Annotated in this window: 10 protein-coding genes and 1 tRNA gene; 3 read left to right on the forward strand and 8 right to left on the reverse strand. The window is 67.3% G+C overall.

What is annotated here, in order from left to right; genetic code table 11:
* Window positions 1–145 precede the first annotated feature (145 nt).
* From ACP7BV_RS22895 to ACP7BV_RS22910, 4 genes are all read right to left on the reverse strand, one after another.
* Window positions 146–222 (reverse strand) — tRNA-Met (locus ACP7BV_RS22895).
* A gap of 41 nt (window positions 223–263) precedes the next feature.
* Window positions 264–1,433: a methyltransferase gene (locus ACP7BV_RS22900; RefSeq protein ID WP_426107066.1), complete on the reverse strand. Its 1,170-nt coding sequence runs from the start codon at window positions 1,431–1,433 to the stop codon at window positions 264–266.
* Between the two features lie 78 nt (window positions 1,434–1,511).
* Complete coding sequence (locus tag ACP7BV_RS22905; RefSeq protein ID WP_426107067.1) at window positions 1,512–2,222, reverse strand: hypothetical protein; 711 nt, start codon at window positions 2,220–2,222, stop codon at window positions 1,512–1,514.
* A gap of 230 nt (window positions 2,223–2,452) precedes the next feature.
* Window positions 2,453–2,665, reverse strand: a complete 213-nt coding sequence (locus ACP7BV_RS22910; protein ID WP_426107068.1) for a hypothetical protein — start codon at window positions 2,663–2,665, stop codon at window positions 2,453–2,455.
* A 128-nt stretch (window positions 2,666–2,793) separates the two neighbouring features.
* Here ACP7BV_RS22910 and ACP7BV_RS22915 point away from each other — a divergent pair, with 128 nt between their 5' ends.
* Window positions 2,794–2,943, forward strand: a complete 150-nt coding sequence (locus ACP7BV_RS22915) for a hypothetical protein (protein ID WP_426107069.1) — start codon at window positions 2,794–2,796, stop codon at window positions 2,941–2,943.
* A 40-nt stretch (window positions 2,944–2,983) separates the two neighbouring features.
* Here the strand turns inward: ACP7BV_RS22915 and ACP7BV_RS22920 are convergent, their stop codons facing one another.
* The 3 genes from ACP7BV_RS22920 to ACP7BV_RS22930 form a co-directional block, all read right to left on the reverse strand.
* The gene (locus ACP7BV_RS22920; RefSeq protein WP_426107070.1) at window positions 2,984–6,721 is read right to left on the reverse strand and encodes an AAA family ATPase; all 3,738 of its coding nucleotides are present in this window, start codon (window positions 6,719–6,721) and stop codon (window positions 2,984–2,986) included.
* The gene (locus tag ACP7BV_RS22925; RefSeq protein WP_426107072.1) at window positions 6,718–8,016 is read right to left on the reverse strand and encodes an exonuclease SbcCD subunit D C-terminal domain-containing protein; all 1,299 of its coding nucleotides are present in this window, start codon (window positions 8,014–8,016) and stop codon (window positions 6,718–6,720) included. Before ACP7BV_RS22925 ends, ACP7BV_RS22920 begins: the two co-directional genes overlap by 4 nt.
* A 74-nt stretch (window positions 8,017–8,090) precedes the next feature.
* Window positions 8,091–11,114: a PAS domain S-box protein gene (locus ACP7BV_RS22930; protein ID WP_426107073.1), complete on the reverse strand. Its 3,024-nt coding sequence runs from the start codon at window positions 11,112–11,114 to the stop codon at window positions 8,091–8,093.
* 131 nt (window positions 11,115–11,245) lie between these two features.
* On the opposite strand from ACP7BV_RS22930, the gene ACP7BV_RS22935 reads away from it, so the two are divergent.
* Both ACP7BV_RS22935 and ACP7BV_RS22940 read left to right on the forward strand, forming a co-directional pair.
* A complete protein-coding gene (locus tag ACP7BV_RS22935; RefSeq protein WP_426107074.1) occupies window positions 11,246–12,586 on the forward strand; it encodes a winged helix-turn-helix domain-containing protein in 1,341 nt (446 codons plus the stop codon).
* Window positions 12,583–13,554 (forward strand): DUF2804 domain-containing protein, encoded by a 972-nt coding sequence (locus ACP7BV_RS22940; protein WP_426107076.1) that lies wholly within the window; start codon window positions 12,583–12,585, stop codon window positions 13,552–13,554. The genes ACP7BV_RS22935 and ACP7BV_RS22940 overlap by 4 nt, the downstream gene beginning before the upstream one ends.
* An 18-nt stretch (window positions 13,555–13,572) precedes the next feature.
* Here the strand turns inward: ACP7BV_RS22940 and ACP7BV_RS22945 are convergent, their stop codons facing one another.
* Window positions 13,573–13,731 (reverse strand): hypothetical protein, encoded by a 159-nt coding sequence (locus ACP7BV_RS22945; protein WP_426107077.1) that lies wholly within the window; start codon window positions 13,729–13,731, stop codon window positions 13,573–13,575.
* Window positions 13,732–13,749 lie beyond the last annotated feature (18 nt).

Here is a 13,749-nt window from a genome sequence, read left to right on the forward strand (position 1 = left end):
GATAACTGTGTTTCCAGATAACTCACATTTTATCAATCACTTACGGCATTCTTGCCCTTTTTTATGCAAAATTCAGGCTAGGTGGCGCACCCGGAAAAGAAAAAAGCCCTTGATCCGCTAAGAGAATCAAGGGCTTGCTGTATTCTGGTTGCGGGGACAGGATTTGAACCTGTGACCTTCGGGTTATGAGCCCGACGAGCTGCCAGACTGCTCCACCCCGCAGGCGAATTATATATCGTCGCGGTCGTTTGTACAAGGGCTTCTCAAAAAGCCTGCAAACGCCACAGCGACGTGACCTCTTTCGAGCGCGCCGCATGCAGAGGATCGGTGGCGTCGCTGGCGCGCGAATGGGTGGGGCGCACGTCGTGGCGCTCGATGACTTGCAGACCGCCAGCGGCGATCCAGGCGTCCAGCTCGGCGCGCGGGCGCAGGCCGAGATGCTCGGCCAGATCCGACAAAATCAGCCACGCTTGACCGCCCGGCGCCAGGTGCGCCGCCACGCCACCCAGGAAACCCTTGAGCATGCGGCTGTCCGGGTCGTACACGGCGCTTTCAAGCGACGAACTCGGACGGCCCGGCAGCCACGGCGGGTTGCACAGCACCAGGTCGGCGCGGCGGTCGGGGAACAGGTCGGTCTTCATCAGCTCGACCTGCTGCTCCAGGCCAAGGCGGTGCAGGTTCTCGCGCGCGCACGACAGCGCGCGCGCATCCATGTCGGTGGCCACGATATGCTGCAGTCCGCGCTTGGCCAGCACGGCCGCCAGCACGCCGGTGCCGGTGCCGATATCAAAGGCGACCTTGGCGCCGTCGGGCAGCGCGGTGTCAGCCACCAGCGCCACGTATTCGCCGCGAATCGGCGAAAAAACGCCGTAATGGGGATGGATGCGCTCGCCCAGGGCGGCGATCTCGACGCCGTTCTTGCGCCATTCATGCGCGCCGATCACCCCGAGCAGCTCGCGCATCGACGCCACGAACGGCTCGTCGCTGCGCCCGTACGCTTCATTGCAGGCCAGCTTGACTTCCGGCGCGCGGCGCAGCGGGATGGTGTAGTCGGCATCGAAGGGCAACAGCAGCATGGCCAGCGTGCGGGCGCGCTGCGACTGGGCCTGGCGGTGCAGGTGGAATGCTTGGGCGGGCGAGGTGGGCGCCGTGGGCGCCTTGGCGCGCTTGCCCTTGTCGCTTTTGTGGTCGGTACGCCGCGCCAGCGCCTGCAGCAGCTGGCGCGCGTTTTGAAAGTCGCCGCGCCACAGCAGGGCAGTGCCTTCGCAAGCGAGCCTGTAAGCGAGGTCGGCGGGGGTCTTGTCGTCGGCGATGACGACTTTTTTCGGGGTTGGCATGCCGCTTTCGGAGCGCCAGCGCGCCGAGCGCGTCTCGCCGCCCTCGGTCCATTGAATGCGTGCAGGGGCGGCGTCGGCGGGAATAGTTGGGAGCATGGTTCAGTCAAAAGCGGATGATAGGGGCGTGCCAAAGCAGCGCGGCGAGGCGCCCATTATACTGCGCCGGGGGTGTGCTCAGGCTGCGCTTGCGCCGCCGGCGGCCGCGTTGCCATAGGTCGTGGCAATCGCCTTGGCGCGCTCCACGGCGCTCGCTTGCGGATCGTCCTGGCGCGCGCGCGGCGCCAGCAGGGCAGCGCTGTCGACCAGGCGCTGCAGGCGCAAGGTCATGTTGCCGCTGCTGTCGCCGGCGGAGACATCGGTGCGCAGTTCACGGCTGAGCAGTTTGAACAGGTCGTTCAGGCTGCCGGGATATTCAATGGCCGGCAGCGGCTTGCCGGTTAGCACCAGCACGTCCGGCATTTCGATGCGCTGCTTGGCGGCCAGCGTCTGTTCGTCGGTATTCGACTTGTATTTGACCTCAACTTCAAAGTCGAGCGTGCGGCCATCTTGCGTGGAAATCTGGCCGGTGCCGATGAAGCTGGCGTCTTGCTTCAGGTCCAGGGTGACGTCGCGCACATTTTCATCGGCCGCGCCTGGCGCGCCCACGGCGCTCTTGAGCGAACCGAGGTTGTAGGCGACCGTTGCCGTTTCCGCAACATCGCCGAACATGGTCTTGGCGATCTGGCCGACAAAACTTTGCGCCGAATCGCTGCTCGAGACGGCAAGATCGTTGCCGCGGGCCTGGATGGCTTGCCTGGAGAGGCTGACAATATCGTCGCGCGACCTGACCGGATCGACCGTCGGCAATGCAGCCGGCATCATCCCGCTCGCGGAGGTGGTTTGCATGCCCGCAACTTTCCCGGCTGCCTGCGCAAAGGCGGGAAGAGTGGGAGAGGCGGGCGGGCGGGCACCCGAGGCGGAGGACATGGACATGGCTGTCAGTCAGGTTAGGTAACGTTAAAAAGCAGATAAAGCAGCGGGTGTCACGACCGGTAACGACACTGTGTTTAAAAACTTTAATAAATTCACGAAACTTTTTTCAGCCACCTTCGGCCACCTTCCACCTGCGGCCACCATCAGTGATGATGCGCCCAGCTGCCGTCAACCGAGTGCAGGAACGATTCGACAGCGTGCTTTTCGCCTGTGGCATAGCGGCGCGGTTCGCCGCAGGCGCACACGCCTGTATAGGGCTGAATATGCGAACAGGCTGAAACTTTCTGGAGGAATACTTTCACCGGTTTGGTGCATTTGATGCATTTGAAGGTCAGGATGCGGGCAGGTTTGGTCATGGCGGGCTCGGTGCGTGAAAAGGGCGCATTTTATCATTGGCGGGCCGGCCCAACTGACGTCAACTGAAGACGGCATGCAACGTTAACTGGTCGGGGCGATTGATCTTTTTCTGGAAACGGATTGTGTGATGACCAAGTTTCAGCAGCCGAGCAAGGAAAGCGTGCGCAAATGGCTGCGTGCGCGCATCGAACAGCGCCGTCCGCCCCCGGACGCCGCGCAGATCCGGCGCGAGCTGGGATGGGGCCAGGTCAAGATGGCGTGCGAGTGCAAGCGCTAGGCCGTGCTGCCGCTTTTCCCCTGCGCTGCGCCCTGCGCCCTTACTGCACCGTCACGCTGCTGGTGCCCCCGCCCGCCGGCTGCACGATGATGCGGGTGGCGATGCGTTCCGTCATCTCCTGCACGTGCGAGATGACGCCGACCTTCCTGCCCATCGACTGCAAGCCGTCGAGCGCATCCATGGCCACGCGCAGCGTTTCGCTGTCCAGGCTGCCGAAGCCTTCATCGATGAACAGCGATTCAACCCGCACCCGGTTCGACGAGAGCGAGGCCAGTCCCAGCGCGAGCGCCAGCGACACCAAAAATGATTCGCCGCCCGACAGCGAATGGGCCGAGCGCACTTCGCCGCCCATGTCCTGGTCGCGCACCATCAGGCCGAGCGAAGGGCCGGACGGTGCGATGACGCGTTCGAGCCGGTAGCGCTTGGCCAGCTGGCCCAGATGGGCGTTGGCATACCCGAGCAGCACGTCGAGCGTGAACTGCTGCGCGTAATTGCGAAACTTTTTTCCGTCCGCAGAGCCGATCAGTTCGTTCATCCGGCCCCAGCGCAGCTCGACCAGTTGCTGCTTTTCGATGTCGGCCATCATGGTCTGCGCGTGTTCGCGGCGCACATTGTCTTGGGCTAGCTGCAGGCGCAAAGCCGTCGCGCCGTCCAGCGCCTCTTTGCGCCCGGCCTCCAGTGTTTGCAGCGCGGCGGCCAGCGTGTCCGCGTCGCCGGCACTGCCGGGCGGCGCCAACTGGCAGTGCAACTGGCGCTGGTTGCGCCTTTCGGCCAGTACCGTCAGCGCGGTGGCGGCTGCGGCGTCGATCGCTTGCAGGGCGGCGCGTTCCCGCGCCAAGGATTCGGCGTCGAGCGCGAGCAGTGCATCGAGTTCGGCGATGCCGGGCACCGCATCGAGCAGAAGGTGGCGCTGCGAATAGGCGGCCAGCCACGCGGCCACGCGCGCGTGCGCTTCCTGTGTCTGTGCCTGCACTGCCGCCAGGCGCGCCTGCAACTGCGCCTGCGACTCGCGCGCCCGGGTGTGCGCCTGCGCGGCCAGCTGGCTCGCTGCCTGGCGCGTGGCCAGTGCGGCGCGCGCGGCGCCTATTGCCCCCGCCAATTCCTGTTCCACGTCGCGCACGGCGCGCCCGTTCCACAAGGCGCCGCGCTGTGTTGTGTGGCCCAGTATATCGGCGTCGATGCGCGCAAATTCGGCGGCGGCGGCATCGCGCAAGTGCTGCATCTGCTGCTGGCGCTGGGCGGCGCTGGCCGCCTCTGCGCCCAGCGCAATAAGCGTCGTTGCGCGGCCTTCATGGTGCAAGGATTGCTCGCGCCAGCGCCTGGCATCGGCCTCGCGCCCGGCGTGAAACTGCGCCGGGCCGGCTTGCCATTGCTCGCGCCAGCCGGGCATGGCGTCAATGCCGCCATCAAGTTCTGCCAGCAAGTGCTCGGTATGGTCGCGCGCGTGGCCGCACTTTTCCTGCAGCGCGCCGTGGCGGCTGGCCGCTTGCGCATGCGCGCTCCCCGCGGCGACCGCGCTTTGCTGCGCGCGCGCGTGTTCGGTGGCGCTGCTGTCGCACGCTTGCTGGGCGGCGTCGCGCGCGCTGGCGGCCAGGCGCGCGGCGCGCTCCTGTACGTCCAGCGCTGTGGCAAGCGCGCCGATAGCGTCCTGCTGGCGTGCGAACCAGGCCTGCGGCGGCCCATCCGGCGCCAGCGCCAAGGCGTCCCACGCCGCCTGCAATTGTTCCACCGCGCCCTGCAGCGCCGCCCCGTCGCGCTGCGACGCTGCCAACTGTTGGGCGTGCCCGGTCAGCAGGGCGCCCTGGGCTGCAATGATTGAGGCATTGTCCTGAAACTGCGCGCGGCAGCGCGACACTTCGCCGCGCAAGGTCGAGAGCATCTCGCCCAGGGCCGCGTTCTGATGCTGGTAGGGGTGCTCGGCGCTGCCGCAGACGGGGCACGGCTGGCCGTCGCTCAAGGTGGCGCGCAGGTCAACAACGCGTTCGGCGCAGGCGATTTCGGCCACCTGCAGCGAGCGTTCGGACTGCGCCAGCGCTGCCGCCAGGGCCCCAGTTTGGGCTTGCGCCGTTGCCAGCGCCACCGCGGCTGCGCCATGTGCCTCGGCCAGGCTGGCGGCGTGCGCCTGCGCGCGGTCCAGGCGGGCGCGCGCCGCTGCCAGTTCGGTCCAGCGCTTTTCGGCTACGGCCAGGCTGTCGCGGCGCTCCTCGAAGCCGCTGCGCTGCGCACGCAACTGCTCGCCGTCGAAAGCTGCCAGCGCGCTGATGGCTTGCTGGCGCGCCGCTTCCAGCGTGGCCAGTTGCTTGGCGCTGGCGGCGAGCACCTTGGCAGCTTGCTGCTCGCTGCCGGCGGCCCCTTGCAGGGCTAGCGCGGCGGCATCGAGCTCGCCCGCGGTGCGTGCGTGCAGCGCGGCGGCAGTTTGCGCCTGGGTCAGCAAGGTGTCCCAGCGCGGCCACTGCTGCGACAGCGTTTGCAGGTGGGCGTGCGCGGCCAGCCAGGCTTGGCCTTGCGCATGCGCGGCGCGGGTTTGGTCCAGTTGCGCACACGTGCTCTGCACAGCGGCGTCGGCCTGCGCCAGGGCGTGGCGGGCGGTCGCGAGGTTATCGCGCGCTTTGGCGTGGGACGGGGCGAGGGCGGCGATGCTGGCGTCCAGCGCCTTGGCCTGGTCCAGCTGGGGCGCGGCCGCAATGTGCGCCTGTTCGGCGTCGTGCAGCGTGCTGCCGGCGGCATGCAGCGCCACGCCGGCCTGTTCCTGGACGGCGCTTGCCGACGCCAGCTCGGCGCCGGCACTTTCGATGGCCGCTTCGATCGCGCTGCACTCGCGCGCCAGGCGCATGCTGTCGGCCTGCAGCGCGCGCGCCGGCTCCACCGCTTCGCGCGTCTGCTGGCGGCGGCGCCGTTCGCCGGCCGCCGCGCGCGCGGCGTTCGCCAGCGCGACGGCTTGTTCGGCCTGGGCTTCGCTGGCGTGCAGCTTATCGCCTTCCTGGTGCCAGCGCAGCTCCCGCTCCAGCGCGGCCTTTTGCGCGTCGGCCACGGCCAGCGCGGCGTCGGCGGCGCAGCACTGGGCTTCCAGTGCGTTGCGCGCGTCGTGCGCCAGCGGCGTATGGTCGGCCAGGCGCGCGCTCAGTTGCAGTATCGCGTTTTTCTCGGCATGAAAGCGCTCGTGGGCGCGCTTTGACAGCGCGCTGTAGATCGCGCTGCCGGTCAGCGTTTCGAGCAGGGCGCCGCGTTCGTTTTCTTCGGTATTGAGGAAGGCGGAAAATTCATTTTGCGCCAGCAGCACGGCGCGCGTGAACTGGTCGAACGACAAGCCCACGCGCTCGACGATCTCTTTTAACACTTCGGTGTTGGTGCCGCCCAGCGCCGTCAGTTCGGGCAGCCGGTGCAGGCTCATGCCCACTTTTTGCAAGGCGCCGCCGGTCCTGCCGCGCGAACGGCGCACGTTCCAGCGCGCGCGGTAGCGCACGTCGTCGTTGCCCACGAAGTCAACCTCGGCGTAAGCTTCGCTCGCGCCGCGCCGCAGCAGCGTGCGCGAGTCGTGCGCGCCCACCGTCTCGCTCCCCACGTCGGGCAGATGGCTGCCGCTGCGCATCTTGGGCAGGCGCGGCGTGGCGTCGTACAGGGCCAGGCACAGCGCGTCGAGCAGGGTCGACTTGCCGGCGCCGGTCGGGCCGCTGATGGCAAACAGGCCGGCCGTGACCAGCGGCTTTTGCTCGAAGTCGACGCAAAATTCACCGGCCAGCGAGGCCACGTTCTTGCCGCTGATTTTCAGGATCTTCATGCGGCGTCGATCGGGGCGGCGGTGTTGAGCAATTCGGCAAAGGCTTGCAACTGGTCGTCGGGCGCGTCGGCGCCGTATTTTTGCAGGTACAGGCGGCGGAAAATATCGTCCGGCTGCAGTTGCGCGAGCTGGTCGAGCGACATCGGCGCCTGGGCGGCTGCGTCGCCGTCAAGCCTGCGGGTCGGTTCGATTTTTGCCAGGCGCACGGGTTTGCTTACGAGCGCCGCTTCGATGCGCCCGCGCAGGCCAGGTTCGGGCGCCTCAAGCAGCACGCGCACCTCCAGAAAAGGCTGTTGGTGCAGCGGCAGTTCGGCCAGTTCCAGCGCCTCAAGGGCGGCCAGCGCTTCGGCCAGCGGCGCCGGCTGCGGCGGCACGCGCAGCAGTTCAACGGCGCGCGGCACCATCAGCGGCGTGACCGTGACCGCGCCGTCCAGCAGGTCCACGCGCAGTACCTGGTGCTGGTAGAGGACTTCCGCGAACGAGAGCGGCAGCGGGCTGCCGCTGTAGCGCAGGTGCTCTTTCTGGCCCACGCGCTGGGCCAGGTGCAGGTGCCCGAGCGCGGCGTAGGCAATCGCCGGGTTGAAGATCCCGGCCGGCAGCGCCTCGGTGCCGCCGATGACGATGCGCCGCTCCGATTCGAGCGAGGCAGTGCCGTCGACCATGTGGCAGTGGCCCATGGCGACGATGGCCTGGCCGTCGCTGCGGCGCGCGCTAGCCAGCGCAAAGGCTTGTGCGTACAACAGACTGATGCCGGCCAGGTAGGGGTCCGTTGAGACAGGGCCGGTGCTCGCCGCCTCGCCATCTTCGCCATCCTGGCCATCCTCGTCTTCCTCCACTTCAGGGCGCGGCACGTCGCCCGGGCGCAGGAAGGGAATGGCGAGGCACCAGGCCCTTACCGCGCCGGTTTTGTCGTGCAAGGGGATCAGATGGCGCTCCAGGTCGATGCTGCCGTCGGCCAGGCGCAGCACGTGGCCCACCACGCTGGTGCCGTGCGCCTCGAGCAGCGGGCCGGGCGCTTCGAGGCGGCCGGGCGAGTCGTGGTTGCCGGCGATGACGACGATGTCGAGCAAGGGCGAACGCGCGCGCGCCTGCTGCAGGAAGCGATACAGCTGCTTTTGCGCCGCCGCCGACGGATTGGCCGTGTCGAACACGTCGCCGGCGATCAGCAGCGCGTCGATGTCGTGGGCGACGATGGTGTCGAGCAGCCAGTCGAGAAAGCACTGGTGTTCGTAGGTACGCTCGTAATTGTGCAGGGTCTGGCCGAGATGCCAGTCGGAAGTGTGAAGCAGCCGCATGAGTGGATGTGAGTGAAACGCCAGCATCTACTATAGCGTATCTGGTGCTCTCGGGCAGATCTCGGGCAGCGCGCTCAGGCAGCGCTGCGGTAAGTGTTGCGTCCGGCTTCCTTGGCCTGGTACAGCAGCCGGTCGGCCTGCCTGATCAGCGCGTCAGGGTCGATGTCTTCGTCGCGGTAAAAGACCAGGCCAATACTTGCTGAGACGCTCACCGTCACGCCGTCGAGCTCGAACGGAGCTTGCATGGCGGAAACGACCTTGTCGGCCAGGATTGCCGCGTCCTCGCGTCGGCCGAGTTTTTCGGTAATGATGGTAAATTCGTCGCCGCCGATGCGCGCGATCACGTCGCTGGCGCGCAGCGTTTGCAGCAGGCGCGCCGAAAATGCTTTCAGCAGGCCGTCGCCCACGTGGTGGCCATACGTGTCGTTGACCGGCTTGAAGTGGTCGATGTCCATGTACATGAGCGCCATCAGACGCTTGTCGGCGGCGCTGGCGCGCATCGCGCCGGCCAGCTTGTGCAGAAAGCCCGCGCGGTTGGCCAGGCCGGTCAGCTGGTCGACCTGCGCCAGTTTCAGCAGCCGATTTTTCTCGCGCTGCTGGCTGGTGGTATCGTGCCGCATGACGTGAAAGCCGACCACGCTGCGCCCGTCCTCGCCGTACTGGGGAATGTACGTCACTTCCAGTGTGCGCTCCAGGCCGTCCACGCCGTCGTGCTCTTCGAAGGTCAGGGTTTCGCCAGCCAGCGCGCGCCGCACGTAAGGCGCCAGCACGGCGTAGCGTTCCGGCCCCACCGTGGCCAGCACCGACATGCCCAGCACCTCGATGCCGTTGCGCCCGAACTCGCGATCGTAGGCGCGGTTGTGGAAGCGGTAAATTTCGGACGCATCGAGGTAGGCGACCATGGTCGGCAGCGTGTCGGCGATGGTGCGCAGGCGCGCCTCGCTTTCGCGCAGCGCCATTTCGGCCTCGCGCAGGGTGGTGATGTCGTCGATGGTGCCGATAAAACCGGTGATTCTGCCGTCGATGCGAATGGCGGCAGTCTTGGTCGAGGCCCAGATCATTTTGCCGTCGCGCCGGCGCACGTGCGAGACCTGCACGTACGGCTCTTCATGGTCGCGCTGGTGCTCGAACACAAGGCGCATGTAGGCGGCGCGGTCCACCACCAGGGCGTCGAGCCAGCCCAGGCCGAGCGACTCTTCGCGCGTGAGGCCCGTGATGGTTTCAAAGCGCCGGTTGACGTAGGTGCAGTTGCCGCGCACGTCGGCCCGGATCAGCCCCAGCGGCGAGGCGTTGGTGACGGCGGCCAGGTGCGCTTCGCCGGCGCGCAGGCTTTGCTGCTGCGCGCGTTTTTGCGTCACGTCTTCGGCAATGTAGAGAATGAATTCCATCTTGCCGTGGTCGTCGAACAGCGGCACCGTGAGCGAGCGCAGGTAGCGCGCGCTGCCGTCGGGCGCGGGCAGCGGCCTTTCGGGCAGGTCGAGCACCATGGGGCGCGCCAGCATGGCCTGGTCTTCGGCCGGATTGTAAAAGGCGAAACCGGGCGGGAAGACGGCGCCGTCGCGCGCGCCGAGCACGTCGGCGGCGGCGAAACCGGTGGCCGCTTCGGCCGCCTTGTTCCAGACCATCATCGTCCCCTTGCTCGCTTCGCGCACGCTTTTCACGGCCACCAGCAGCGGCAAGTGGTCGATCAGCGACTGCAGGAAGCTGCGGCTGTTGTGGATCTCGATCTCGCTGCGCTTGCGCGCGCTGATGTCGCGCGAGGTGACGGCCACGCCGGTGTCGAGCGGCACAATCTGATGGTGGATCCAGCGCGGCGCGTCGTCGTCCAGGCGCACTTCGACTTCTTCCTCGACCGGCCTGCCTTCGCGGTAGACCTGGACGTAGCGCGCGAAAAAGCCGGTCTGGCGATAGCGCGGCAGCAGCGCGAATGCCTTTTGTCCGAGCAGCGCGGCGCGCGACTGGCCGAACAACGCGGCGCCGCGCTCGTTGATGTGCTCGATGACGAAGTCTTGCACCTCGCGCGCGCCCGGCGGCCAGGCCGCCAGGATCAGCAAGCCGTCCAGGCTGCCGTCGGAGGCGGCCCGCAGCGTGGCCTGGGCGCGGCGCGCGGCGCGCACGGCGGTGCGCAACTGGGCGCTCTGGCGCATCAGGATGGCGACAATGACGGCAATGAGCAAGCTGGCGCCGAGCGCAATGTGCAGGTACCGGGTGTGATGGCGTTCGAACGCGGCCATGGCCACGCCGGTCTCGATGCCGACCACGGCCGACAGATTGTAGCGCGGCACCGGGCTCTGGCTGTAGATGCGCGGCGTGGCGTCGAGGGCGTCGAGCGGGGCCAGGGGAACGATTTCCTCGGACGAGGCGCCCGGCGCGCGCTGCGGCGCGAACGCCAGACTGCTGCTGACAAACAGGCGCTCGCCGGTGCGTCCGGCCGACAGCGCTTTCGCTTTACCCCGGGTCGTCAGGATCAGTGCGCCGTTTTCGCCCACGTTCAGGCGGTCGTAGTCATCCACGAACAGATACGGGTCGATCATGATGATGACGGCGCCGGCAAATGCGCCTTCCGGCCCGGCCAGGGCGCGCACCACGCGCAGCTGCCACTTGCCGCTGGCCTGGTCGACGATCGGGGTTGACAGCAGCGTTGGCGCCGAACCGTTGTTGGCCAGCGCGCTGAAGAACGCTTCGTCGGCCACGCTTCCGGGCGCAAAGCCATTAAGGGTGTCGATGGTCTGGCCGTCGCGATTGATGACGGCCATCGGCAGGTCGAGCCGCACCGGCAGCACCGAGTCGAGCAGGCCGCCGCGCACGGCGAACGTGGCCAGGCTGTACTGGCCGCCGGTTTCCAGGTACTTGAGCCCGAACAGCTGGGTTGCATGGCCGCTCTGGCGCAGGATGTGGCTAACGTGTTCGGCCAGCACGCGCGAGAGCGCCTGGCTGTGGGCGACCGCCTCGCCGTGGCTGGCCTGGCGTTCGAGTGAACTTTGGTACAGCACGCCGACCCACATCGCAACGGTCAGCGCGAGGGCAAAGGCGGGCAGCAGCGCCACCCGGAACAGGCGCCGTGCCGATTTGCGGAGGATGCTCGCCGAGGTAATCAAAGAATCCTAAAGTGAAAGTAGATGACGGTAGATGTTACTTTTGAGCTATTTTGCGCGAAAAATCGCTTTCCCGCTCGCCTGGCGGTAAATATAGGTCCATTCCGGAGCCGCTTCATGATTAAAATGCCCACATGACCGAACTGACACTCACCTTGGCCGGCGCGCGCGCCCTGCATCTGGCCGCGCAGGGCATGCTGGTTCCGCCCCGGCGCAAGGCGGGCAAGGCGGACGTGCTGGACGCAATCCGGCGCATGGGCGTGCTGCAGATCGATACCATCAGCGTAGTGGCGCGCAGTCCCTACCTGGTGCTGTGGAGCCGGCTGGGCGACTACGACATGGAGTGGCTGGACCAGCACCTGGCCGAAGGCTCGCTGTTTGAATACTGGGCCCATGAGGCCTGCTTCGTGCCGATCGAGGATTACGCCCTGCTGCGCCACCGCATGCTGGACCCGGCGGCGATGGGCTGGAAGTATGCCCAGTCCTGGCTGCGCGACAATGGCGCGGCCGTGGCCGGGGTGCTGGCCCACATCCGCGTCAACGGGCCGACCCGTTCGTCGGACTTCGAACGCAGCGACGGCCGGGCCGGCGGATGGTGGGAGTGGAAGCCGGAAAAACGCGCGCTGGAAGTATTGTTTACCTCGGGCGCGCTGATGATCGCGCGGCGCCACAATTTTCAGCGCATCTACGACCTGGCCGAACGGGTGCATCCATCCTGGCACGACGAGCGCCTGCCAAGCATCACCGACGCGCGGCGCGAGCTGGCCCTGAACGCCGTGCGGGCGCTGGGCTTGTGCAAGGCCGGCTGGGTGGCCGACTACTACCGCACCAAAAGGCCGCACGCCGACCTCGATGCGCTGGTCGAGCGCGGCGCGCTGCTGCGCGCCAGCGTGCAGGGCTGGATTGAGCCGGTCTACATCCACGCCAGTTTGCGCGCACTGGCCGAACGGGCCGCCGCCGGCGCCTTGAAGCCGAGCGTGACGACGCTGCTGTCGCCCTTCGACCCCATCGTCTGGGACCGGCGGCGCGCGCTCGAACTGTTCGACTTCGACTACCGGCTCGAATGTTATACGCCGGCCGCCAAGCGGCGCTACGGCTACTTCACGCTGCCCATTTTGCGCCGCGGCGTTCTGGTGGGCCGGGTGGACGCCAAGGCGCACCGGCGCGACGGCGTGTTCGAAGTCAAGTCGCTCGAACTGGAGGCGGGCGTGCGCGTGAGCGAGCGTTTTTGCCGGGACGTGGCGCAGGCGCTGCTGCGCTGCGCGCGCTGGCATGCGTGCCCGCAGGTGCGCGTTACGCGCACGGTGCCGGCGTCGTTGGCCGCGCCGCTGGGCGCCGCGCTGGGTTGCGATCCGGATTGCGATCCGGGTTTCGATCCGGGTCTCGATCCGGGTCTCGATCCGGGTCTCGATCCGGGTCTCGGTCCGGGTCTGGATCCGGGTCTGGATCTACGCTGCACGCCCTGCGATCCATGACGCTGCCCGCCGCGCCGCGCAGCATCGTCGGCCCTGACGGCCAGGTCGCGCTGGGCCGCTTTTGCGGCCTGGCCGAAGGCATCGACTGGCGCGCGCTGGCCCCGCCTTACCGGCGCAGCGCCTGGTGGCGCCGCTTTCACCACAAACGCTGGCACTACGTGGCGCTGGCCTGCGAGGACGTATTTTGCGCAGTCGCCATTGTCGACCTGGGCTGGACCAGTACCGCGTTTGCCTACGTGTTCGAGCGCCGCGCGCGCCAGCTGATCGCCTCGTTCGCGCAGAACGGCCTGCCGGGCCTGTCGGCGCGCTTGGCCGATCACGGCGCTGGCGCCAGCCGTTTCCGCTTTCTGGCCAGCCAGATCGACATCGGGCCCGATGCGCTGACGCTGCGCTGCGCCGGGTTCGAGGTCGACGCACTCTTTCATGGCGGCGCGCCGCACCTGCTGGCCGTGGGCACGGTGGCCGGCGGCTCGGTGCACGCCACCCAAAAGTCGGCCGGCATGGCGCTGACGGGGGAGGCGAGGGTGGGTGGACGGCGCATCGCGCTGCACGGCGGCGTGGCCAGTGTCGACTATTCGAACGGCTTGCTGGCGCGCGAAACCGACTGGCGCTGGGCCTGCGCGCACAGTCGCACGCTGGGCTTCAATTTGCAGGCCGGCTACTTCGGGGCCAATGAAAACGCGCTGTGGCTGGGCGGCGCGCTGATCCCGCTCGGCGCGGCCCGGTTCGCTTTTGACGCTGCCGATCCAATGGCGCCTTGGCGCATCCACACCGACTGCGGCTTGCTCAATTTGCAATTCACGCCCGAAGGGTTGCGTCGGGACGACAAGAACCTATTGATCGCGGCCAGCAAATATGTGCAGCCGATCGGCACTTTCAGCGGCTGGGTAAAAGCCGATGCAAAGGGGCCCGCCATTGCGGTCGAGGCACTGCTCGGGGTGACGGAAGAGCACCGGTCGCGCTGGTAGAAAAGAACGCCCGCTCGGTTAAGGCTTGCGATATATCAAACCGGCTTTGTCGGTCTTCTTTACACTAGCTTCTCCGGGCTGATGAAAAAGTTCATAAAGAACAACCTCAAGCCCGTCCAAAACCAACGACTCCAGCCAGGCCCACTGTGCATCCCCGTACAAGTGGCGCTTGCGCATGGAGCACTTTCTGAGGAG

Origin of the sequence: Massilia sp. TSP1-1-2 (genome assembly GCF_049896185.1) — a bacterium.
Lineage (GTDB): Bacteria > Pseudomonadota > Gammaproteobacteria > Burkholderiales > Burkholderiaceae_D > Telluria_A.